Consider the following 24,152-nt stretch of genomic DNA (forward strand, 5'->3'; position numbering starts at 1 on the left):
TTATTCATGGATTTTACCCTACTTATTATAATAATTTTTTTAGCCTTAGTATTTGATTATATTAATGGTTTTCATGATGCGGCTAATTCAATTGCAACAATAGTTGCTACCAAAGTACTATCGCCTTTTCAAGCCGTGCTCTGGGCAGCCATCTTTAATTTCATGGCTTATTGGGTTTTTGGTTTTGGTGTTGCCGATACGGTTGCTAAAACAGCGCATACTGGTAGTATTGACTTAGTTGTTATTTTGGCTGGAGTGATTGCAGCTATTGCCTGGAATTTGTTAACCTGGTGGAAAGGAATTCCGTCGTCTTCCTCGCATACTTTAATTGGTGGTTTTGCTGGTGCGGCGATTGCTCATGGTTTTCGTGACGTTGTCGATGCGGAACATGCAGGATTTAAGATAGTCAATTGGTTAAAAGCAGCAAAAGAAGGAGAATTACTGCCTTCAGGGGTGTTAATTGTAGTGATATTCATTGTTTTCGCCCCTTTGTTAGGGATGTTAATTTCTTATTTCATTTCCATCTGGATGATGTATTCTTCTAAGAAGAATATTTATCCAAAAGTTTTTACGGTACTACTAATTTTATTGTTTTCATGGTTTTTGTATTCTGTTTTAAAGTTTGATGCATTACCTGAAAAAGCGCTATTCCATAATAAATACTGGTATTTTATAAGCGAGCCTTCAAATATTAAATGGTTTTTAGTAGCGCTTATTTTCTACAGTTTAGCTATTTTTAATTTAGTATTTAGCAGTTTTTCTACAGCGAAAGCAGAAAGTGTTTTGAAGAAAATGCAATTGCTATCTTCGGCTGCTTTCAGTTTAGGACATGGTGGTAACGACTCTCAGAAAGTTATGGGTATCATCGCCGCTGCGGTAGCAGTTTTTATCCATCAGAACCAAAATTTTGACCTATCGGGATTTTGGCTTGACCTAAATGTACAATTGCCTTCAGACGTGAATGGCGTTCATGTTGACGGTGTAATGCCGGGTTGGATCCCTCTTACCTGTTATTCTGTGATTGCGTTAGGTACGCTAAGTGGTGGTTGGAAAATTGTAAAAACTATGGGTTCAAAGATCACTAAAGTAAATGCTTTTGAAGGCGTTGTTGCCGAGTCCGCAGGTGCTTTGACGCTATTTACAACAGAACATTTTAAAATTCCGGTATCTACCACACATACTATCACAGGTTCTATTATTGGAGTTGGTGTGACTAAAAGAGTTTCAGCGGTTCGTTGGGGAGTTACGGTAAAACTTCTATGGGCATGGCTTTTGACGATACCAGTTTCTGCTGTTTTAGCGGCGCTTATCTACTATTTTTTAAAATTATTTCTATAGGAAGTAACTATTGTAACTTACTTTAGTGTAGTTCATTTATTTTTTTCACCCTTTTAAAACCATGCTATGAAAATACTTAAAGGTTTTCTTGTGCTTTCGATGTTTATGTGCTACAATACCTTTGGTCAGTTAAAGCCAATTGATTATAAAGAGGGTGAGCAACCACTTAGTGGATTTGGTATCCAACCTATAAAAGAATTGAAAAGTAAAGCAGGCATTTTGATACTACCTGCGTGGTTAGGGGTTGACGAACATTCTAAAGAAAGCGCAATCAAATTAGCCGAGCTCGGTTATTACTCCTTCGTAGCTGATATTTATGGTAAAGATAGCCGACCTAAAAATCCATCAGAAGCGGGACCAAAAGCAGGATATTACAAAAAAAATTATGCCGAATATCAAAAACGCATCCAATTGGCGTTAAATGAACTAATAAAACTTGGTGCAAATCCTGATAAAATTGTGGTTATGGGTTACTGTTTTGGTGGCACTGGAGCTATTGAAGCCGCAAGAGCCAACATGAAAGTGCAAGGTGTTGTTTCTTTTCACGGTGGTTTGGGTAAAGACGCTGCAAGAGCAAATGATAAAATTTCACCAAAGGTTTTAGTGCTTCACGGTGCAGATGATCCTTATGTTCCGGCAGTTGAAGTTGATAATTTTCAAAAGGAGATGCGTGCTTGTAGTGCTGACTGGCAAATGGTGTATTATGCCAATTCGGTTCATGCATTTACTCATAAAGATGCAGGAAATGATAACAGCAAGGGTGCAGCTTACAATCAGTTGGCGGATATACGCTCTTGGCAAGCATTACAAACTTTTTTAAAAGAGATTTTATAAAAGATTATAAAATTCAGAAAGCCCAAAATAGTCTGCTATTTTGGGCTTTTCTATTTATATAAAAAAACAAAAGTCGATCTGGAGCGATCGACTAGTGCGGTGAGGTGTAACTTCTTTTCAGAATCCTCGTTACAAATATAGCCTTTTTTATAAAGCAATAAGAATTACTTAGCAGAATCTTTAACCAATCTTTTTAAAATTGCCCATTGCTTCAAAGCATCACGGGCATCAACCGCAGGATAACCCAAAACGGTTTTTCCGGCTTCAATGTCTCCAGTTACGCCTGAACCTGCACCGATGATTGCGCCGTCGCCTATGGTCGTATGGTCTTTTATCGAAGCACTTCCGCCAATAATTACGCCGTTTCCAAGCGTTACTGAACCAGCCAAACCTGAATTTCCGGCCACAATACAAAATTTACCCAATTTTGAATTGTGTCCAATTTGAACCAAATTGTCAATTTTGCAACCATCACCGACAATAGTTGAACTGAATTTACCTCTATCAACACACGAGTTGGCGCCAATTTCTACATAATTTCCAATAATTACATTGCCAATTTGCGGAATTTTAGCTAATCCTCGCTCAGGACATGGTCTAAAACCAAATCCGTCTGCACCAATCGTACAATTAGGATGTAAAATGCAGTGATTGCCTATATGACAACGTTCGCGAATAACAGTTCCAGACCATACGATAGAATGAATTCCAACACTGCTATCGTCAAGAATCGTGACATTGGGGTAAATAATAGCATTTTCGCCAATTTTAACATTAGGTCCAATGTAACATCCAGCGCCAATTTTTGTTCCATTTCCAATGGTAGCTGATGGATCAATTACTGCAGTGGGATGAATATCAATAGTAAAAATAGGTGGAGCAGGAGCGAAGAGTGCAAGAACTTGCGACATAGCCAAATCAGCATTTTTAACTTTAATAAAAACACGATTTTGGCCTGGTTCGATAGCTATATCTTGATTGACAATGGCGGCGCAAGCTTTTGAATTTGCCCAAAGTTTTTCATATTTTTTGTTACCAATGAAAGAAATCTCAGTCTCTCCTGCATTTTCAAGTTGTTCTGGTGCTGAAATCTTAGTGGATGTATTGCCCACAATTTCACCTTGTATCACATCATTGATTTCCTGTATTGAGAATGTTTTCATATTTAGCAATTAATTTTGATTATTTCTCAAATTAAAGCAATTGAAACTGAATATCCAACAGTATTAACCTAAAACTGTGAACTACGACTGCGGCTGCGACAGCGACTGGGACTGAACACTGCGACTGCTGACTGATTACTCCTCCTTTTGTCCCATCATCATTAAATAAGCTTTCAAAAATTCGTCTATTTCGCCATTCATAACACCTTCTACATCGCTAGTTTCATATCCAGAACGAACGTCTTTTACTAATTTATAAGGATGCATTACATAATTGCGGATTTGCGAACCCCATTCAATTTTCATTTTTCCTGCTTCAATATCACTGCGTTGTGCTTGTTGTTTTTTGAGTTCAATTTCGTATAACTGCGATTTCAACATCTGCATCGCTCGTTGTCTATTATCTTGTTGTGAACGAGTTTCAGAGCATTGAATTTGAATACCTGTAGGTTTATGAAATAACTGTACTTTGGTTTCTACTTTATTTACGTTTTGTCCTCCAGCACCGCTTGAACGCGAGGTTATGATTTCAATATCAGCCGGATTGATATCAATTTCGATGGTATCATCAACCAGTGGATAAACATACACGGAAGCAAAAGAAGTGTGTCTTTTTGCATTGCTATCAAAGGGTGAAATTCTCACTAATCGATGAACTCCGTTTTCTCCTTTTAAGTAACCAAAAGCGTAATCGCCTTCAATTTCGAGGGTAACGGTTTTAATTCCGGCAACATCACCTTCTTGAAAGTTCAATTCTTTTACTTTGTAACCTTGATTTTCGGCCCACATTAAATACATCCGCATTAACATGGAAGCCCAATCACAACTTTCTGTTCCACCAGCACCAGCGGTAATTTGAAGCACAGCACTCAAACTATCACCTTCATCGGAAAGCATGTTTTTAAACTCTAAACTTTCAATGTGCGTGTTAGTCAGTTCGTATTGATTGTCGAGTTCTTCCTCAGATGCATCGCCTTCTTTAAAAAATTCGTAAGTGATTTGAAGTTCTTCACATAGGTTTTCTCCTTTTTCAAAATCTTCGACCCATTTCTTTTTAGAACGCAGGTTTTTTACCAATACTTCGGCTTCCTTGGCATTGTTCCAAAAATCGGGCGCAAAGGTTTTTTCCTCTTCGTTGGTAATTTCTATAAGCTTGGCATCAATGTCAAAGATACCTCCTCAACGCACCAAGGCGTTCTACAATACCTTTTATTTGTTCGGTATTTGTCATAAATAATGTAGTTTTGTGGCGCAAATGTAGGAACAATTCATGAATTGTCCGAATTTATAAAAGTGATATGGAAATAAATTTAATAAGCGATACCGTTACTAAACCATCACAAGAAATGTTGAAAGCCATGTTTTCAGCTAAAGTGGGTGATGATGTATTTAAACAAGACCCAACTGTAAACGCTTTTGAAAAGATGGTCGCTGATTTATTCGGAATGGAAGCGGCTTTATTTTTTCCAACAGGAACGATGGCAAACCAAACGGCAATTAAATTGAACACTAACCCTGGAGACCAAATTATTTGTGATAAATGGTCACATATCCATCTGTATGAGTCGGGTGGTGCTTCGGCCAATAGTGGTGTAAATTTTAATTTATTGGACGGAAAACGCGGCATGATAACCGCCGAACAAGTGAAAGCGGGAATAAATGACCCTGAATTCTATCATACGCCATTATCAAAAATGGTTGGAATAGAAAACACCACAAACAAAGGTGGTGGTGCTTGTTATGAAATAGAAGAATTAAAAAAAATCAAACAAGTGTGTTTAGACCACAATTTAAGATATCATCTAGATGGTGCACGATTATGGAATGCTATGGTTGCCAAAAAACAGCATCCAAAACAGTTTGGTGCATTATTTGACACTATTTCAGTTTGTTTTTCAAAAGGTTTAGGCTGTCCTATTGGTTCTGTTTTACTTTCTGATGCCGAAACAATGCACCGAGCCTTAAGAATTAGAAAAATATTTGGTGGAAACATGCGGCAATCGGGTTATTTAGCTGCCGCCGGAATTTATGCTTTGCAAAATAATATCAACCGATTGGAAGACGATCATCGAAGAGCTAAAGAATTGGGGAAACAATTGGAACAATGCTTATGGGTTGCCAAAGTCGAACCAGTGGAAACTAATATTATAGTGTTTTCGGTGCAACCACAAATTGAGGATAAACAAGTGATGGAGCAATTCAAACAAAAAGGAATAGCGATTAGTTTACTGGGCAAAGGTGCGTTGCGCATAGTGACACACCTGGATTACCGACAAGTAATGCATGACTACGTGATGGAAACCTTGCAAAAAATGAAATTCTAAGCTATTTAAACAAATCCATTCCCGGAATATTTGGCATGCCTTCTTTAGCAACTGCGGCCAATTCGGTTTCGTTAATATTTGTAGCCTTTTCGATGGCTTTGTTTAATACTAAAATAAGATAATCTTCGAGTTGTTCTTTATCTTCTAATAAGCTTTCGTCGATTGTGATGGCTTTAATTTTTCTGTTTGCCGTCAGTGTAACTTGTAATAATCCATCGTTACTTTTTTCGTCTATCAAAACAGTATCCAAGCGTAATTTTGTTGATTCTATTTTTTGTTGGGTTTCTTTAAGTTTGCCCATCATATTCATCATATCTCCAAACATAATTTCGATTTTAATTGTTAGGCAAAAATAACAAAGAACTGTTAATTTTTTAGTGTATAACTTTATTATGTATTTATTTTGACGGTAGGAAGGTTACTTAATTTTACGATGATTAATATTATACTAAATGCCAAATACAGAAATACCACAACCCGTTGCCAAGAAAATACCACATCAATTGGAAATGCACGGTCATATTCGAACAGATAATTACTACTGGTTAAATAATCGAGAAAATCCAGAGGTAATCGAATACCTTACTCAAGAAAACGAGTATTACCAAAAATCAACAGCACATACAAAAGATTTTCAAAAAGAACTTTTTGAAGAAATGAAATCCCGAATTAAGGAAGATGATGAGTCGGTTCCTTATTTTTACAATGGCTATTTTTACATTACTCGTTTTGAAAAAGGAAAAGACTATCCCATTCATTCGAGAAAAAAAGGGAATTTGAATGCCCCAGAAGAAATTCTGTTTGATTGTAATGAATTGGCCAAAGATCATGCTTATTTCAACTTATCGGGATTGAGTGTGAGCGAAGATAATGTTTGGGCAAGTTTTGGTGTCGATACCGTTTCTAGAAGACAATATACCATTCAGGTGAAGAATTTAGTTACTGGAGAAATTCTTCCTTTTAAATTAGAAAACACCACCGGTGGCGCAACTTGGGCAAGTGATAACAAAACACTTTTTTATTCCCGAAAAGACGAACAGACATTACGAGCCGATAAAATTTACAAGCACAAACTAGGAACTTCCCCCGATGAAGATGTACTGGTTTATTTTGAAAAAGATGAAACATTTGACGTATCGGTTTATAAATCAAAATCTAAAAAATATATTATTATCAATTCAAGTAGTACGTTAACGACCGAATACCGAACTGTTTTATCTGCAACGCCCGATGCCAAATTCAGTGTATTTCAAAAAAGAACGCGCGGACTAGAATATACGATCTCGCATTTTGAGGATTATTTTTATATCGTAACCAATAAAGACAAAGCCACTAATTTTAAATTAATGAAAACGCCCGAAGGATTAACTTCCAAGGAAAATTGGGTAGATGTCCTTCCGCATCGCGATGATGTTTTATTGGAAGATATTGATATTTTTAAAGAATATTTGGTAGTGTCTGAACGTGCCGATGGATTAAATAAAATCAGAATTATAAAATGGAACGGAGAAGGCGAATATTATTTGCCTTTTGGGAGTGAAACTTACATGGCTTATACCACAACCAATCTTGATTTTGATACCGAGACACTACGATATGGGTATCAGTCATTAGCAACACCTTCATCGGTAATTGATTTTAATATGAAAACCAAAGAAAAAACAATCTTGAAAGAGCAAGAAGTTTTGGGAGGTAAGTTTGATAAAAATAATTATCATGAAGAACGTATATGGGCAAACGCTCTCGATGGAACAAAGGTGCCTATTTCCATTGTTTACAAAAAAGGAATGACCAAAAATGGTAAAAACCCAATATTATTGTATGCTTATGGTTCGTATGGTGTAACTATGGATTGTCATTTTTCATCGGTAAGATTGTCACTTTTAGACAGAGGATTTATTTTTGCCATTGCGCACATTCGCGGTGGAGAAGATTTGGGAAGACCATGGTACGAAAATGGAAAGTTGCTAAAAAAGAAAAATACTTTTACCGATTTTATAGATTGCTCAAGATTTTTAATAGAAGAGCGCTTTACTTCTCCTAATCATTTATATGCCGAAGGTGGTTCTGCTGGCGGTTTGTTAATGGGAGCAATTGTTAATATGGCTCCAGAATTGTATAACGGTGTAATTGCTCAAGTTCCTTTTGTAGATGTTGTTACCACCATGTTGGACGAAACTATTCCCTTAACAACGGGTGAATATGACGAATGGGGAAATCCGAATACAAAAAAATATTATGAGTATATGTTGTCCTATTCGCCCTATGACAACGTCAAAGCACAAAATTATCCTACTATGTATATTTCAACAGGATTACATGACTCTCAGGTACAGTATTGGGAACCAGCAAAATGGGTTGCTAAACTAAGAGATTTAAAAACAGATAAGAACAAGTTGTATTTAGATACTAATATGGATGCTGGTCATGGCGGTGCATCGGGTAGATTTGAAGCAATTAAAGAAATTGCTAAAGAATACAGTTTTTTGTTAGATTTAGAAGGAATAAAAAGATAGTTAAAAAAAAATTACTAAATTTGCAAAGTTTTGGAGACTGTAAGATTGTCTTCGTTTGCCTTGACTAATTTATTTATGGAAGAAAATATAAAAGCTCACGATAATGTTCTTAGTTTGATTGGTAATACCCCATTAATCAAATTAAACAGAATCACAGAATCTTTTCAAGGAAATTTTTATGCCAAGGTAGAGGCGTTCAATCCAGGTCATTCTACAAAAGATAGAATTGCGCTCTACATTATTGAAGAAGCCGAAAAACAAGGAATACTTTCACCTGGCGATACTATTATAGAGACTACATCAGGTAATACAGGGTTTAGTTTAGCTATGGTAAGCATCATTAAAGGTTATAATTGCATATTGGCAGTAAGTTCAAAATCATCCAAAGATAAAATTGATATGTTGCGTAGTTTAGGTGCTAAAGTGTATGTGTGCCCTGCTCATGTGTCAGCTGATGATGATCGTTCTTACTATAATGTGGCTAAACGTTTACATGAAGAAACCAAAGGTTCCGTTTACATCAATCAATACTTCAATCAGTTAAATATTGATGCACATTATAAATCAACCGGTCCAGAAATTTGGGAACAAACCAACGGTAAAATTACACACTTAATTGCTTGTAGTGGCACAGGTGGAACTATTTCTGGTGCTGCAAAATATCTAAAAGAAAAAAATCCAAATATTAGAATATTAGGTGTGGATGCATTTGGTTCGGTATTGAAAAAATACCATGAAACAAGAGAATTCGATGCCGATGAAATTTATCCTTACCGTATTGAAGGTTTGGGAAAAAATCTTATTCCAACCGCTACTGATTTTGATGTAATCGATCATTTTATGAAAGTTACAGACGAAGAGAGTGCGCACACTACAAGAGAAATAGTTAAAAAAGAAGGTTTGTTTGTAGGCTACACCTCTGGTGCCGTGATGCAAGCCATCAAGCAATATGCCGAAGAAGGAGAGTTTGATGAAAACAGTAATGTAATTGCTATTTTCCCCGATCACGGTTCGCGATACATGAGTAAAGTGTTTAGTGATGATTGGATGAACGAACAAGGTTTTTTTGATAGCATCAATGAAGAAGAAGTACAAAAAGTGGAGTTTATTAAATAAAATCTAATGTTATTCTGTAACATATAGCTATGCCATAAAAAAACCTCCAAGATCAATTGGAGGTTTTCTCTTTTAAGAATGTATATTATCGCATCATTTGATAAGCACTATTGTCGTTGTATTTTTCTTTAAAGCGTTTCAAATTGCTAGTGTCAACTTTTCCGTTTAAATCAATAACTTTTTCTTTCAGCATTAAATCAACTAGAAACTCAAAATTTCGATTTCGAAAGTTTTTAGAAGAAATAATAGTCTTTTGCTCTGAAAAGATTATTTTTTTAAAATCATCTACTTTACTCTCTGTAGAATTATTGTCAACAACGATAGTAAAAATTACTTCACTAGTATTCAATTTAAAGACCTGTAATTCATTACTCATTCCTTTTTTTATATAACTAAAAGTGGGCGAATCATTAAAATAAACAATTTCTTTTTTTAATTTTATTTCTTGAGCACAAAGAAAAGAGGTGAAAAAAAATAAAGCGATAACAAAGCGGCAAATTGTCATGGTGAAACTTTTTAAATAATAGCTAATGTACAAAAATGTATAAAATCAATCCTTAATTATTGATCTATAAAAATCGAAAATTCTAATTTCCAGAAAATTGTAATGTGCTGAGGTTTTTATACAACCCTTTTTCAATCGATAATAATTGGTCGTGTGTTCCTTGCTCTGTAATTGTTCCATCACTTAATACTAGTATCTGATCCGCATTTCTAATCGTAGCCAAACGATGCGCAATGATGATACTGGTTCTTCCTTCCATCAAGGTTTCTAGTGCTTCTTGAACCAACTTTTCACTTTCACTATCCAACGAAGACGTAGCTTCGTCCAAAATTAAGATACTAGGATTTTTTAATAAAGCTCTTGCAATGGCAATACGCTGACGTTGTCCGCCAGAGAGTTTAATACCTCTTTCGCCCACCAAAGTTTCAAATTTTTCAGGAAATCCGTTCACAAAATCCAATGCATTGGCTTGCTGAGCCGCTAAAAATATTTCTTCATCAGTAGCATTTGGTTTTCCGTAAGCAATATTTTCTCTTATGGTTCCACCAAATAAGATAACATCTTGTGGAACGATACTCAAATTACCACGAAGGTTCTCCAAATCATAGTCGTAGATGTTTTTATCATCGATCAAAATTTGTCCACCATCAATATCGTAAAAACGAAGTAGGAGAGCGGATATTGTCGATTTTCCTGCACCACTCGGACCAACTATAGCAATTTTCTGTCCAAAATTTGCCGAGAATGATACTCCTTTCAAAACTTGAATTTCAGGTCGTGATGGATAACTGAATTGTACATTTTTGAAAGTCACATTGCCTTTAATCTTTTCTACGGAATGATTTTGTGTAGCATTAATCTTTTCAGGTTTTTCGTCTAACAATTCAAATACGCGTTCTGTAGCACCAACTGCTTTCTGAATTTGAGCATACAACTCGGCGATACCTCCAAAAGAAGCACCTATAAAAGTGGAATATAAAACAAACGAAATCAATTCGCCAACGCCCTTAATTTCGCCATTGATGCACAAACTTACGCCATACCAAACCACCGCTACTATAGCGCCAAACAAGCAGAAGATAATAAACGAGGCAAAATAACCACGATATTGTCCACCTTTAATAGCCAGTTTTACTACTTCATTGATTTTACCTCTATAACGCGCAATTTCATACCATTCGTTAGCAAAAGCTTTTACATTTGAAATGCCTTGCAAGGTTTCTTCTACGATTACTTGACTTTCTGCTACTTGGTCTTGCACACTTTTAGAAAACTTACGGATAAATCTACCAAAAATTACAGCAGCAACCGCAACAATAGGAACAATGCAAAGCATCATTAAAGTTAATTTCAAGCTAATGGTCGCCAAGAAAATAACACCACCTATAATCAAAATAAATTGACGTAAAAACTCCGCAATGGTTGTGGTTAATGTATCCTGAATTTGAGTGATATCAGAACTAATTCTGCTATTTAATTCACCGACACGTTTTTGAGAAAAGAAAGTCATTGGCAATTTAATGAGATTGCTGTATAATGACAATCGGATGTTGGCCAAGGTATTCTCGGTAAAATTGATAAATAACGACAATCTGAAAAAAGAGAAGAACGATTGCAAGAGTAAAATTCCCATCAAACCTACGGCAATGTTTCGAGCTTGGTTTAAATCTTTGGCAGTTACACAATCAACCAGCATACCCAATAGTTTTGGAAAAGCCAATGCGGTGGCACCTGTAAATAAAAGGAAAATCAAGCCCAAATAGAATTTCCATTTGTGATTGTCTGCATATTTAAAGATTAAAAGTGCTTTGCTTATAGTACTTGCGTTGAGTTTGGGTTTGGGTAAATCATTTTCTTTAAATCGCGACATTCTTTTTTTTTACAAAAATAGATTTTATGCACAATATAACTCTGCAACAGTTATTAAATAAAACAAAAAAAACTCCGAGTTTCCCCGAAGTATATTTTGTTAGTAGCAAACTGCGACTGTATACTGCTACTGCAAACTACTCTTCCATAGTATGATATACGTTCATCACGTCATCATCTTCTTCTATTTTTTCAATTAGTTTTTCAACGTCAGCCATTTCCGCTTCGGTTAATTTCTTGGTGATTTGTGGAATGCGCTCAAAACCAGAGGATAAAATTTCAATGCCACGACTTTCCAGCTCTTTTTGAATAGCACCAAAACTTTCAAATGGCGCATAAATTAAAATACCGTCTTCATCAGCAAAAATTTCTTCAGCACCAAAATCTATGAATTCCAATTCCATTTCTTCAATATCAATATTGTTGTTTGGAATTCTAAAATTACAAGTATGATCAAACATAAATTCTACCGAACCTTGAGTCCCCAATGTTCCGTTACATTTGTTGAAATAACTTCTAATATTGGCAACAGTTCTATTGTTGTTATCGGTGGCAGTTTCAATCAGCAACGCAATCCCATGTGGTGCATAGCCTTCAAAAAGTTGTTCTTTATAGTTGGCTGTGTCTTTTTCGGTTGCTTTTTTAATTGCTCTTTCTACATTCTCTTTTGGCATATTAGCCGACTTTGCATTCTGTATAACAGCTCTTAGACGTGAGTTGGCTTCAGGATTTGGTCCGCCTTCTTTCACTGCCATTACAATATCTTTTCCAATACGAGTAAACGCTTTTGCCATGGCTGACCAGCGTTTCATTTTTCTTCCTTTTCTAAATTCAAATGCTCTTCCCATTTCTTAATTTATTATTTCAAAAAGTAATTTTTAGAATTAAAGATTACTGTGTAAACCGTTATTTTTTAATTTTCAGTGTGCAAAAATAAGCTAATATTATGGTATAGTCAATAGTTATAATACTTTTAGTTAAGGTATAAAATTTAATGGTTTAATTCTAATAGAATTTTTAAACAATTTAAGGTCTTAAGTCGGTTAAAATAGTAATGGCTTCAACTAGGGTAAAATTTTGTTTCAAAGCTTTACTTCTTGTAGCAGAAATAGTTTTTAGGAATTCGTCATATTTTTGATACTCTAAGTCAACTTTATTTTGTTCAATTTGAATTGGATATTCTTTTTCAGAGTAGTTTTTTACTTCGTTCCAAATCAAATTTATTTTGGAAACATCATCAAAAACATTTTCAAAATTTAATGTAATAGGTGCAAAACTACTTTCAAAATAAGGTTTAATTTGAGTGTTTAGGCTTTCAATTTCTTTGCTTTCAACGGCGTTTTGAATTCGCTCTCTGCTTTTTTGAATTGCGGCTGAGTAATTTTGATTTTTAAATAGCTGATATTTCAATTTTACATCAATTTCGTCACTTTTTAAAGCCGAAGGATTTGATTTTTCTCTAGGCATTTGGTCGTCGAGAAGTGAAGGAATTTCTACATCGGGATCTAAACCTATATATTGATTGCTTTTTCCAGTAATGCGATAAATTTTCTCTAAAGTAATTTTAATAAATTCATTATCAGAGTTTTCTAAAGGAAAAACTTGTTGCATACTCGCTTTGCCCAAAGTGGTATTTCCAATAACGATAGCGCGTTGATAATCTTGCATGGCATTGGCAAACAATTCGCTAGCCGAAGCAGACAAACCATTAACCAAAACCACCATATTTCCTGAGTAAATGGTACCTCGATTAAAATCTTTCAAAGCGTTTTGTTTGTTCTTTTTATCGTTCATTACCGCAATTGGTCCAATATCTATGAACAAACTGCTCAGTCGAATGGCTTCTTCCAAAGAACCGCCGCCATTGTATTGTAAATCAATAATTAAACCGTCGATTTTTTCTTCATTGAGTTTAAAAACTTCTTCAGCAACATCTTGGCTAACGCTAGATTTTCCGTTATTAAAAGTAGTGTAAAAGGATGGAATTTTGATGTAACCAAATTTCTTATCCTTATTTTTTACAATAAAGCTAAAGACATTATTTTGTACATCTTTTAGAATTTTTTTCTCCAAAGTAACGTTGTAAACTGTACCATTTACTTTTTTAAAAGTAAAATCAGCCGTTTTATAAGCATCAGAATTTAGTATTTCAAATAATTTCTCAACCGAAATACAATCCACTATATATTCCGTTTGATTATGAGTGATTTTCAGCAGAATATCATTTTTTTCTATTTTTTCTGAGGAATATGCTGAACTTCCTGGTAAAATTTCAGCAACAAAAATTTCATCATTATTATTTTGAGAAATATAAAAACCAAAGCTTAAATTGTCCGAACTGATGAAAGAGAAAAAACTAGATTTACTTTTTTGGGAAAAATAATCCGAATGCGGATCAAAATAGGAGCAGAACACCGAATAAAATTGCTCGGTAAATTCTTCTTTGGTCAAATGAAGATTGTTAGCCTTGCAAAGAAATTTTTCAAAAACTTTCGCTCTTCTTTCGGCATAAATTGATTTGAAATTGGCTGCAAGTGAGTCTTTATTAGTGCTACTTTCGCTAATTTCTCTTAAAATGGTAAACAGAATTCGCTTTCGATACAACGTTTGCAGTTCGGATTCATTTTTTAAATAAGGAAAACTTTTTCGCGATAAAACGATATTTTCTGAACTACTTGACGGAAAATTTTCGGTGTTTAAATTGGTAATCGCTTGAACATATCGATTGACTACTTGGGTGTAACATTGATGCATTACATCCAAAAAACTGCAATCTTTGTTTGCAATAAAATCATCGATATTATATTTAAAGTCTTTGAATTTTTCCAAATCGGCTTCGGTAAACAATCGATTGTTTTCGTCTAGCTTCGTCAAGAAATTGTTATATACAAAAACCGACAAACTATCGTCCATCGGTTTCGGTTTGTAATGCATTTTTTGAAGCATATCATTAATCCTTGTTAAGGTCAAGCAAGGATTTTGTTCACTTTGTGCAATAAGTAAAACCGGAAAAAAGAGAAAAAGATGACGAATTGTTTTCAACGAGGATTTTAATGGCTTGGTGTTCAAATTATTTTGGGTTAAGTACATTTCAAATATAATCTTTTCATTTATAAGAAAATATTTTTTTATTTTTTTTTGACATAGAAATAATAAGTATAACAGTTTTGTAACATTTTACTTTTTTTAAATAACTGGAAAAAACATATATTTGATTGCTATGAAAAAAAATTATGAAAAAAATCTTCTCCATCTTTCTATCAGTTACTTCTTTTCTATGTTTCTCACAATCCAGAGATAAAGGAACTATTGAATTATCACCAGTTATTGGTTACAGTCAATCTATGATTTTTATTTTTACATTAGAACCTGTTGGTGGAATAAACATAGGTTCCAATGTTGATTATTATTTTAATGAAAATTGGAGTTTGCGCTCTGGTTTGTTTTATCAAACAATGGGTTCAAATGAGGTTAATTTTTTGATTTTTTCAGATAAATATTCAGAAAAACTTAAATATCTTTCTGTTCCGTTAGTCATTAATTGGCATTTTGGGAGTAATAAAAATTGGAATTTAAATTACGGAGTAGGTGGAGGTTTTCTTTTAGATGCAAAAGCCAAATCTGGTGATGGAATTACTATTGATACTAAAGATGTTTCAAATTCATTTCAGTTTGGAATCAATGCTGGAATTGGCTACAAATTAGTTCTTACCGAAAATATAGGACTTGTATTTGATGTATCTCAATTCATGGGATTTACTGATACGAATAAGGAAAAGTCAAGAAAAAATTTCTACACAAGTTTTAATTTTGGTGGCGTTTTTAAATTATAATGCGCTTTATTTTAAAAAGTTTAAAATAAAAAAATACAGAAAACGATAAACGGTTTCTGTATTTTTTAATTATACAAATCCATTGCCATTGAATTTGACATTGCCATTGAATTTGCCATTGTCATTGAATTTGCCATTGAATTTGACATTGCCATTGAATTTGCCATTGTCATTGCCATTGAATTTGACATTGCCATTGAATTTGCCATTGTCATTGCCATTGAATTTGACATTGCAATTGAATTTGATATTGTTATTTTTTATAGAATGGCATTTTTACTACTTTGGCAGCAATTTTTTTATCTCTAATTAGAATGAATATTTCGCTATCGGCAGTTGAAAATTCGGTTTTTACATAACCCATTCCAATGGCTTTGCCTAAACTTGGCGCTTGCGTTCCCGAAGTTACAATCCCAATATTGTTTCCATCAGCATCCACAATTTCATAATGGTGGCGAGGAATTCCTCTTTCAACCATTTCAAAACCAACTAGTTTTCTTGAAACTCCAGCTTCTTTCTGTTTTTTGAGGTTTTCAGAATTGGTAAATTCTTTAGTGAATTTGGTAATCCAACCCAATCCAGCTTCTAATGGTGAAGTCGTATCGTTGATGTCATTGCCATACAAACAGAAACCCATTTCCAATCGCAACGTATCACGTGCTGCCAAACCAATAGGTTTAATGCCAAATGATTTTCCCGCTTCAAAAACTTTGTTCCAAACGTGTTCCGCATCTGAATTTTTACAATAAATCTCAAATCCGCCCGAACCTGTGTATCCAGTAGCGGAAATGATAACATCGGCAACTCCAGCAAAATCAGCTACTTCAAAATGATAATATTTGATAGCCGATAAATCAACGGATGTTAACGATTGCATCGCTTCAACTGCTTTTGGTCCTTGAATAGCCAATAAAGAATAGTCTTCTGAAATATTTTTCATATCCACACCTAAATCATTGTGTGACGAAATCCAGTCCCAGTCTTTGTCTATATTAGAAGCATTGACAACCAATAAATATTGGTTTTCTTTCATGCGATACACAATTAAATCATCCACAATACCGCCATCATTATTAGGTAAACAAGAATATTGTGCACGACCAATTTCTAATACTGACGCATCATTAGAAGTTACCTTTTGGATAAGAGCCAAGGCATTTTCTCCTGAAAGTAAAAATTCTCCCATATGTGATACATCAAAAACGCCCACACCATTGCGCACGGTTTCATGCTCGGCATTCACACCGTCATATTGTACCGGCATATTATACCCTGCAAACGGCACCATCTTCGCTCCTAAACTTTCGTGAATATGTGTTAAAGCTGTATTTTTCATTGTTTATTGTGTTAAATATTTACCGCAAATTCGCAAATTACTATTATGCTGTAACTATTATAATTTGTGAATTTGCGGTTGATTTTTTTATAGTTTATGTTTTTTTTATTTAAATTTTGCAATTGAAATTGCTGTTGAAAATTATTTCCTAACAAAAGGTGGTAGTAGTTTGGTAGAAACTTCGCCAAAACCAATACGCACTGTTCTATTTTGGCAATATCCTTTAAATATCACAGTATCATTATCATTAATAAACTTTCGTTCTGTTCCATCTTTCAGTACTATCGGATTTTTTCCACCCCAAGTCAATTCGAGCATCGATCCAAAACTATCAGGAGTTGGTCCCGAAATGGTACCCGAACCCATCATATCTCCCGAATTTACGCGACAACCATTTGAGGTGTGATGCGCTAATTGCTGACACATGGACCAATACATATATTTGAAATTGGATTTAGAAACCAAAGTTGCCTCTGTATTTTCAGGTTCGATATAAACTTCCAAATTAATATCAAAAGCATGTTTCCCTTTTTGTTGTAAATAGGGAAGAGGAGTTGGTTCTTGTGTTGGACCTTTGGTTCTAAATGGTTCTAAAGCATCCATCGTTACAATCCATGGTGAAATGGAAGAGGCAAAGTTCTTAGCCAAGAAAGGTCCAAGTGGCACATATTCCCATTTTTGAATGTCTCTCGCACTCCAATCGTTTAATAAAACCATCCCGAAAATATAATCTTCGGCTTCATTAATTGGAATGTTTTCCCCCATGATATTAGCATCTGTAGTAATGAAAGCCGTTTCTAATTCAAAATCAACCAATCGTGACGGACCAAATACAGGCGTGGTTTCTCCGTTAGGTAACGTTTGTCCCATAGGTCTGTGAATAGGAATTCCGGACGGAATTATAGTAGAACTTCTGCCGTGGTAACCAACAGGAAGGTGAAGCCAGTTAGGCAACAAAGCATTTTCGGGATCACGAAACATTTTGCCCACATTAGTGGCATGTTCTTTACTCGAATAAAAATCAGTATAATCGCCAATTAATACTGGAAGTTGCATCTCTACATCTTCCATATTGAAAATCACAATATCTCGGTGCTCTGGATTATCTCTTAATTTTGGATTACTACTGTCAAAAATATCTCCAATGCGGTTTCTAACTAATCGCCATGTCTTTTTTCCATCAGAAATAAAATCATTCAAAGTATCTTGCATGAACATATCATCAGTCAAATCAATACCTTCAAAATAATCTAACTGTTGCAATGCACCCAAATCGATAGCATAGTCACCAATTCGCGTACCAATAGTGATGACATCTTCTTTGGTTAAAAAAACGCCAAAAGGAATATTTTGAATTGGAAAGTCGCTGTTTTCCCGAACGGTAAGCCATGATTTTCTAATAGGATTATTTGTAGTATTGGGCATAATGTTATGAGTATAAGTTGTTGAAAAATTAGTAATCAAATATATCATTAACTATTAATTTACCAAACGATTTTTGTAATTTTGACCTCAATTTAACAAAATCGTATCAAATGCAACGCGACGAACAAATTTTTGACCTTATTCTTGAAGAACAAGAACGACAAATTCACGGAATTGAACTTATTGCATCAGAGAACTTTGTAAGTGATGAAGTGATGGAAGCTGCGGGTTCTGTTTTAACCAACAAATATGCTGAAGGCTATCCGGGAAAGAGATATTATGGTGGTTGTGAAGTAGTAGATGTAGTAGAACAAATTGCCATTGATAGAGCCAAAGCTCTGTTTGGTGCAGCATATGCCAACGTGCAACCACATTCTGGCTCACAAGCCAATACCGCTGTCTTTTCTGCATGCTTAAAACCAGGCGACAAAATCTTAGGTTTCGATTTGTCACATGGTGGTCATTTAACGCACGGTTCGCCAGTAAACTTTTCAGGTAAATTATATACACCCAGTTTTTACGGCGTTGAAAAGGAAACAGGCCGTTTTGACTATGATAAAATCCAAGAAATTGCGTTGCGCGAACAACCTAAAATGATAATTGCAGGTGCTTCTGCCTATTGCAGAGATATGGATTTTGCACGTTTTAGAGTAATTGCTGATAGTGTTGGCGCACTCTTATTAGCCGATATTTCACATCCATCTGGATTGATTGCCAAAGGATTAATGAACGACCCAATGCCGCATTGTCATATTGTTACCACTACTACGCATAAAACATTACGCGGACCGAGAGGTGGATTAATCATGATGGGTAAAGATTTTGAAAATCCATGGGGATTAACCACACCAAAAGGAGAAATCAGAATGATGTCTTCTTTACTAGATTTGGCCGTTTTCCCCGGAAATCAAGGCGGACCATTGATGCACATTATTGCAGCAAAAGCAGTAGCCTTCGGCGAAGCGTTGACTGATGAGTTTTTCCATTATTCTATGCAAGTGCAAAAAAATGCCAAAGCAATGGCGGCAGCTTTTATGTCAAGAGGTTATAATTTGATTTCGGGCGGAACTGATAATCACATGATGTTGATTGATTTAAGAAATAAAAACATCACAGGTAAGGAAGCTGAAAATGCTTTGGTGAAAGCCGAGATTACCGTAAATAAAAATATGGTGCCATTCGATGATAAATCACCTTTTGTAACTTCAGGAATTCGAATTGGAACGCCAGCAATCACTACGCGTGGTTTGGTGGAAAGTGATATGGAAACCATTGTGGAGTTGATTGATAGAGTATTGATGAACCATACCAATGAAGCGGTAATTGAACAAGTTGCTGAAGAAGTAAACGAAATGATGAGCGAAAGAGCGATTTTCGTTTTCTAAAGTACCGCACAAGTTTTTAAATACACCTTCAAGAGTTAGCTCTTGGAGGTTTTTTTATGTAAAAATCTATTTAAAACACCTGATTATGTCGTAAATTTGAGTAACTTAATACAATACATTTTCTAATGAAAGTAGTGAAAGTTTTTTGTCTCTCGATGGTTCTTCTTGTAGTTTCTTGTTCCAAAAAAGATAGCGAAGAAATACAACCCACGCTGGGAACTATTACCGAAAGTGTCTATGCATCTGGTGTGATTAAATCCGAAAATCAATATACAGTATATTCCACTGTGAGTGGAATTTTGCAAATAATAAATGTTATTCCAGGGCAAACTATCAATAAAGGGCAAACTTTATTCCAAATTGAAAATGATAAAGCATCACTCACTACTGAAAATGCGCGCTTGTCCTATCAATTAAGCAATGAAAACAGTCGGTACATTCAAGATAAAATTGCTGAAATGGAAACCAAAGTACAAATGGCAAAAGATAAATTAGTAGTGGACCAATCCGTTTATAATCGCAATAAAAACATAAAACAATACAAAGTAATCTCTGAAGTAGAATACGAAAGGGTAGAACTAACCTATAAAAACTCAAAATCCAATTACGAGACTGCTGTAAAACAATTGTCACAATTGAAACTACAATTAAAAAACGACCAAAGTAGAAACAGCAATAACCTTAAGATAAGTGAAAAATCCCAGAGTGATTTTGAAGTAAAAAGCGCTTTTTCCGGAGAACTATTTGATGTTCTTGTTAAAGAAGGAACGCTTATTACCTCTCAAATGCCGTTGGCAGTTATTGGAGAGAAAAATAAATACCTGCTCGAACTCGATGTGGATGAAAACGATATGGTTAAAGTGATTTTAGGACAAAAAATAGTAGTTACGCTAGATAGTTACAAAGGCAAAGTATTTGAAGCGAAAGTAGATAAAATTTACCCTATCATGGACGAACGCTCACGAACCTTTAAAATAGAAGCACATTTCGATAATCCTCCAGCAAAATTATATCCCAATCTAACGGCCGAAGCCAACATCATTATTCAAACCAAAAAAAACGCATTGACCATTCCGAAAAGCTATTTGATTGACGATAAATTTGTGTTAGTAAATGAAGACGAAAAGCGTCAAGTAAAAATTGGACTAAACGATTATCAAAACGTTGAAATTCTCGAAGGGTTAAACGCTGGCGAAACCATTTACAAACCAAAATAATGAATTTCAAACTCATTCTAAATATCGCAATTCACCTGCTTCGAGCTCGATTGAAACAGTCTATTGTAGCTGCTGTAGGCGTAACTTTTGGAATTGCTATGTTTATTGCTTTAGTCAGTTTTATGAATGGGTTGAACGATTTACTCGACGGATTGATGCTCAATCGCACGCCACATGTTCGTTTATATAACGAGATTAAACCTTCTGAAAACCAGCCTATTTCGCTTTCGGAAAAGTATAAAAACGACATCCATTTTATTTCTTCAGTCAAACCAAAAGATAGAGGTAAAGCCATTTATAACAGCAAAGCCATTGTCCATTATTTAAAACAAGACCAACGCATTATTGATGTTGCGTCCAAAATAACAACACCTGTTTTTTTTAATTCGGGAACTATAGAAATATCAGGAGTTATTAGTGGTATTGATGTTACTGCCGAAGAAAAACTGTTCAAGATAAGCGATTATATTATCGAAGGCAATGTTATCGATTTAGAGCAAAACAATAGTATCATCATCGGAAAAGGTTTAGCCGATAAAATGCTCTTGGTTAAAGGCGACATCATTAAAATCACCTCAGCCAAAGGAAACTTAGCATCACTAAAAATTGTTGGTATTTCTCAAATTGGTATTTCTGAAATTGATGATACCAGTAGTTATACTTCGTTAGAAACTGCGCAAAAATTATTAGGCGAAGCCACCAATTACATCACTGATATTCAAATAAAACTATTCGATATAACCACTTCGCCATCGGTGGCAAAAGAGTTTCAAAAGAAATTTGAGTTGGATGCTATCGATTACCAAACGGCCAATTCCCAATTTGAAACTGGAAGTTCAGTAAGAAGCATCATTTCCTATGCTGTTGGAATTGTTTTATTAATAGTAGCAGGTTTTGGAATTTACAACATCTTAAATATGATGATTTTTGAAAAAATGGATAGCATTGCCATTCTAAAGGCAACTGGATTTTCGGGTAGCGATGTCAAGTGGATTTTCATATCACTCTCTATGATTATTGGTTTGACTGGTGGTTTTTTTGGATTGCTATTTGGTTTTGCTTTTACTGTAATTATTGATAACATTCCTTTTAATACCGCATCCTTGCCCACAGTTTCTACTTATCCTATAAATTATGATTCCTTGTTTTATATCATTGGATTTTCTTTTGCCATCATTACAACAGGTATTGCCGGATTTTTTCCAGCTATGAAAGCCAGCAAGATTGATCCGGTTGAAATTATTAGAGGAAAATGAGAACTAGCCAAATTTTATACAAAGTAAACATGAGCGACATAGTTTTAGAAACCAAAAAATTAACCAAATACTTTTACGACCCAATACAATTTCAAGTATTGAAAGCAATCGATATGAGTATTAATCATGGCGAATTTGTTTCTATAGTTGGAAAATCCGGTTGTGGGAAATCGACTTTGTTGTATATACTTTCTACGATGGATACCGATTATGAAGGGCAATTGTATATCCACGACGAATTGATTACTGGAAAACCCGACAAAGATTTGGCGCAAATTAGGAACGAAAAAATAGGGTTTGTTTTTCAGTTTCATTACTTATTGGCAGAATACAATGTGCTGAAAAACGTCATGTTACCAGGAATGAAACTCGGTAAACTATCTGAAAAAGAAATCGAGCATAATGCTATGGAACATCTACGAACGTTAGATATGGAAGACCAAGCTTTGAAAATGCCCAATCAACTAAGTGGTGGACAAAAACAACGTGTAGCCATTGCCAGAGCGTTAATCAACAATCCTTTAATCATCATGGGTGATGAACCAACAGGAAATTTAGATAAGAAAAACAGCGATTTGGTTTTTGACATCTTCAATAAATTAACCGAAGAAAACAAACAAACACTCCTAATTGTTACTCACGATACTGATTTTGCCCAACGAACCCAACGAACCATCACGATGGAAGATGGCAAAATCATTTAATTGTGCAATATACTCCCAACTTCCAACTTCTTTTACTTCACCACAATATCATATTTTTCCAACAGTCCTTTTAAACCATCTGTAGAAAATATCGCTTTTTTGGCTTTGTTTTTCTCCAAATCTAGGGTATAGTCATAACTCGTGTAGAAATCCGCTTTGTTGAGAATGGTATCAATAAAAACAGCTCTTCGAAGGTTACAATTGTCAAACAAGACTTCGGTCAAATCACTTGCCATAAAATCAACGGCTATCATACTACAATTGATGAACTGCATTTTCTTCATTTTCAAGGCATAGAATTGAGCATAATCCAACAAACAATCTTTAAAATGAAATTCAAAAATCACTTGGTCGGTCATAGCAAAGTTCACAGCGGTAAAATCGCATTTGGTAAACCAAACACCACGCAGGGAAACATAATTAATTTTGGTATCTTTAAAATTGCAATCAAAGAAGTTACAATCCACAAAAGTGACGGTTTGAAAAGTACAATCAGTGAAGTCGCAATAGCTGAAAGTGCAGTTTTCATATTCTTTGAACTTGATATCAGCGTCAAGGAAAAATTCGTCTTTAAATTCTTGGTCTGCGATATAATCTGAATGCATACATGATTTTTTTGTGTTGGTAAAACTACTAATAAATAACACTATAAAAGTGACTGATTTTCCTTTTTCTACACTTGTCAGTTCGAAGGTGCATCCTATTTCTGTGAAACATAAAAATAAAAAAAATTCCTTAAATCCTCGGTATCAAACAGATTTTATAGCTTAGGACATCAAGAGGGCACTGCCAGAACCCGTTGCTACCAAAAACATTTCTACCACAAATACAGGTAGACAAGACGGTGGAGACGAAGTTAAATAAATGGAAGTCAAAACTGTAAAAGTAGTTGCAGTTATCCCAGTTTTAGTTCAAGTTATTAGAGAACAGGACGCCCAAATAGAAGACCTCAAAAAAGAAATTGAAGCATTGCAATCAAAAGCGTGTAAGCTTTACTATTTCTTAAAAGATATCGAAAAACTTTTAATTTCACGTTATTAACTTTTATCATTAGTTTCTTTAAATTTAATTTTAAATTAACATTCAGATTTTTCATTACCGTAAAAATATTAGCAATAGGGATTAATTATTTTTCCAATAATAATAACCCGTTGGGTGTAATTAAATTATTTGATTTTTAATATTGTTTATTGGTCTATCAAAAATGAATTTATTGATATATTGAACCAATGTTAATGCTGTTATTTTGGCTAAAATTCTTGTTTTAAAACCTTCAAAAGTTTTAGCATAATTGTTTCTAATTCTGAACTGGTCACATAATTGTGAAAATA

At 34.7% G+C, this 24,152-nt stretch carries 22 protein-coding genes and 1 pseudogene; 11 read left to right on the top strand and 12 right to left on the bottom strand.

Annotated elements, in window-relative coordinates:
- The first annotated feature begins 6 nt into the window (after positions 1-6).
- Both WFZ85_RS08645 and WFZ85_RS08650 read left to right on the top strand, forming a co-directional pair.
- The gene (locus tag WFZ85_RS08645; protein WP_342695891.1) at positions 7-1,338 is read left to right on the top strand and encodes an inorganic phosphate transporter; all 1,332 of its coding nucleotides are present in this window, start codon (positions 7-9) and stop codon (positions 1,336-1,338) included.
- A 66-nt stretch (positions 1,339-1,404) separates the two neighbouring features.
- Positions 1,405-2,172 carry a dienelactone hydrolase family protein gene (locus tag WFZ85_RS08650; protein WP_342695892.1) on the top strand — a complete coding sequence of 256 codons (768 nt, stop codon included), beginning with the start codon at positions 1,405-1,407 and terminating at the stop codon, positions 2,170-2,172.
- 164 nt (positions 2,173-2,336) lie between these two features.
- Here WFZ85_RS08650 and lpxD read toward each other — a convergent pair whose 3' ends face one another.
- Positions 2,337-3,335: a UDP-3-O-(3-hydroxymyristoyl)glucosamine N-acyltransferase gene (gene lpxD, locus WFZ85_RS08655; protein WP_342695893.1), complete on the bottom strand. Its 999-nt coding sequence runs from the start codon at positions 3,333-3,335 to the stop codon at positions 2,337-2,339.
- A gap of 135 nt (positions 3,336-3,470) precedes the next feature.
- Positions 3,471-4,566, bottom strand: a protein-coding gene (gene prfB, locus WFZ85_RS08660; RefSeq protein ID WP_342695894.1) for a peptide chain release factor 2 whose coding sequence is annotated in 2 segments (ribosomal slippage) — positions 3,471-4,502 and positions 4,504-4,566 — 1,095 coding nt in all. Because the reading frame shifts where the segments join, the coding sequence is not laid out codon by codon here.
- A 67-nt stretch (positions 4,567-4,633) separates the two neighbouring features.
- On the opposite strand from prfB, the gene WFZ85_RS08665 reads away from it, so the two are divergent.
- Complete coding sequence (locus WFZ85_RS08665; RefSeq protein ID WP_342695895.1) at positions 4,634-5,659, top strand: threonine aldolase family protein; 1,026 nt, start codon at positions 4,634-4,636, stop codon at positions 5,657-5,659.
- A gap of 1 nt (position 5,660) precedes the next feature.
- Here WFZ85_RS08665 and WFZ85_RS08670 read toward each other — a convergent pair whose 3' ends face one another.
- Entirely contained in the window at positions 5,661-5,984 is a 324-nt protein-coding gene (locus WFZ85_RS08670) for a YbaB/EbfC family nucleoid-associated protein (protein WP_342695896.1), read from the bottom strand.
- Positions 5,985-6,111: 127 nt separating this feature from the next.
- On the opposite strand from WFZ85_RS08670, the gene WFZ85_RS08675 reads away from it, so the two are divergent.
- Positions 6,112-8,175, top strand: coding sequence for a S9 family peptidase (locus tag WFZ85_RS08675; protein WP_342695897.1), 2,064 nt, complete (start codon positions 6,112-6,114; stop codon positions 8,173-8,175).
- Between the two features lie 75 nt (positions 8,176-8,250).
- On the top strand, positions 8,251-9,291 hold the full coding sequence (locus WFZ85_RS08680; protein ID WP_342695914.1) for a PLP-dependent cysteine synthase family protein: 1,041 nt from the start codon (positions 8,251-8,253) through the stop codon (positions 9,289-9,291).
- An 85-nt stretch (positions 9,292-9,376) separates the two neighbouring features.
- Here WFZ85_RS08680 and WFZ85_RS08685 read toward each other — a convergent pair whose 3' ends face one another.
- From WFZ85_RS08685 to WFZ85_RS08700, 4 genes are all read right to left on the bottom strand, one after another.
- The gene (locus WFZ85_RS08685; RefSeq protein ID WP_342695898.1) at positions 9,377-9,796 is read right to left on the bottom strand and encodes a hypothetical protein; all 420 of its coding nucleotides are present in this window, start codon (positions 9,794-9,796) and stop codon (positions 9,377-9,379) included.
- An 82-nt stretch (positions 9,797-9,878) separates the two neighbouring features.
- Entirely contained in the window at positions 9,879-11,666 is a 1,788-nt protein-coding gene (locus WFZ85_RS08690) for an ABC transporter ATP-binding protein (RefSeq protein ID WP_342695899.1), read from the bottom strand.
- A 136-nt stretch (positions 11,667-11,802) separates the two neighbouring features.
- A complete protein-coding gene (locus tag WFZ85_RS08695) occupies positions 11,803-12,513 on the bottom strand; it encodes a YebC/PmpR family DNA-binding transcriptional regulator (RefSeq protein ID WP_342695900.1) in 711 nt (236 codons plus the stop codon).
- Positions 12,514-12,691: 178 nt separating this feature from the next.
- Positions 12,692-14,755, bottom strand: a complete 2,064-nt coding sequence (locus WFZ85_RS08700) for a S41 family peptidase (protein WP_342695901.1) — start codon at positions 14,753-14,755, stop codon at positions 12,692-12,694.
- Between the two features lie 143 nt (positions 14,756-14,898).
- On the opposite strand from WFZ85_RS08700, the gene WFZ85_RS08705 reads away from it, so the two are divergent.
- Positions 14,899-15,498, top strand: a complete 600-nt coding sequence (locus WFZ85_RS08705) for an outer membrane beta-barrel protein (protein ID WP_342695902.1) — start codon at positions 14,899-14,901, stop codon at positions 15,496-15,498.
- Between the two features lie 65 nt (positions 15,499-15,563).
- Here WFZ85_RS08705 and WFZ85_RS08710 read toward each other — a convergent pair whose 3' ends face one another.
- From WFZ85_RS08710 to fahA, 3 genes are all read right to left on the bottom strand, one after another.
- A complete protein-coding gene (locus tag WFZ85_RS08710; RefSeq protein WP_342695903.1) occupies positions 15,564-15,707 on the bottom strand; it encodes a hypothetical protein in 144 nt (47 codons plus the stop codon).
- Positions 15,708-15,751: 44 nt separating this feature from the next.
- Complete coding sequence (gcvT, locus tag WFZ85_RS08715; RefSeq protein WP_342695904.1) at positions 15,752-16,834, bottom strand: glycine cleavage system aminomethyltransferase GcvT; 1,083 nt, start codon at positions 16,832-16,834, stop codon at positions 15,752-15,754.
- Between the two features lie 141 nt (positions 16,835-16,975).
- A complete protein-coding gene (gene fahA / locus WFZ85_RS08720) occupies positions 16,976-18,259 on the bottom strand; it encodes a fumarylacetoacetase (protein ID WP_342695915.1) in 1,284 nt (427 codons plus the stop codon).
- A gap of 110 nt (positions 18,260-18,369) precedes the next feature.
- Here fahA and glyA point away from each other — a divergent pair, with 110 nt between their 5' ends.
- The 4 genes from glyA to WFZ85_RS08740 all read left to right on the top strand — a co-directional run bounded on the left by glyA (position 18,370) and on the right by WFZ85_RS08740 (position 22,821).
- Positions 18,370-19,644: a serine hydroxymethyltransferase gene (gene glyA, locus WFZ85_RS08725; protein WP_342695905.1), complete on the top strand. Its 1,275-nt coding sequence runs from the start codon at positions 18,370-18,372 to the stop codon at positions 19,642-19,644.
- A gap of 125 nt (positions 19,645-19,769) precedes the next feature.
- Positions 19,770-20,861 (top strand): efflux RND transporter periplasmic adaptor subunit, encoded by a 1,092-nt coding sequence (locus WFZ85_RS08730; protein ID WP_342695906.1) that lies wholly within the window; start codon positions 19,770-19,772, stop codon positions 20,859-20,861.
- Positions 20,861-22,117, top strand: a complete 1,257-nt coding sequence (locus tag WFZ85_RS08735) for an ABC transporter permease (RefSeq protein ID WP_342695907.1) — start codon at positions 20,861-20,863, stop codon at positions 22,115-22,117. Before WFZ85_RS08730 ends, WFZ85_RS08735 begins: the two co-directional genes overlap by 1 nt.
- A gap of 29 nt (positions 22,118-22,146) precedes the next feature.
- The gene (locus WFZ85_RS08740) at positions 22,147-22,821 is read left to right on the top strand and encodes an ABC transporter ATP-binding protein (protein ID WP_342695908.1); all 675 of its coding nucleotides are present in this window, start codon (positions 22,147-22,149) and stop codon (positions 22,819-22,821) included.
- 32 nt (positions 22,822-22,853) lie between these two features.
- Here WFZ85_RS08740 and WFZ85_RS08745 read toward each other — a convergent pair whose 3' ends face one another.
- Positions 22,854-23,426, bottom strand: a complete 573-nt coding sequence (locus WFZ85_RS08745) for a pentapeptide repeat-containing protein (RefSeq protein ID WP_342695909.1) — start codon at positions 23,424-23,426, stop codon at positions 22,854-22,856.
- Positions 23,427-23,685: 259 nt separating this feature from the next.
- On the opposite strand from WFZ85_RS08745, the gene WFZ85_RS08750 reads away from it, so the two are divergent.
- Positions 23,686-23,862, top strand: a complete 177-nt coding sequence (locus WFZ85_RS08750; protein WP_342695910.1) for a hypothetical protein — start codon at positions 23,686-23,688, stop codon at positions 23,860-23,862.
- A gap of 120 nt (positions 23,863-23,982) precedes the next feature.
- On the opposite strand, the pseudogene WFZ85_RS08755 reads toward WFZ85_RS08750, so the two are convergent.
- Positions 23,983-24,152, bottom strand: a pseudogene (locus WFZ85_RS08755) (IS982 family transposase); the annotation flags it as partial.

The sequence above is a fragment of the Flavobacterium aureirubrum genome (genome assembly GCF_038739835.1).
Classification (GTDB): domain Bacteria; phylum Bacteroidota; class Bacteroidia; order Flavobacteriales; family Flavobacteriaceae; genus Flavobacterium; species Flavobacterium aureirubrum.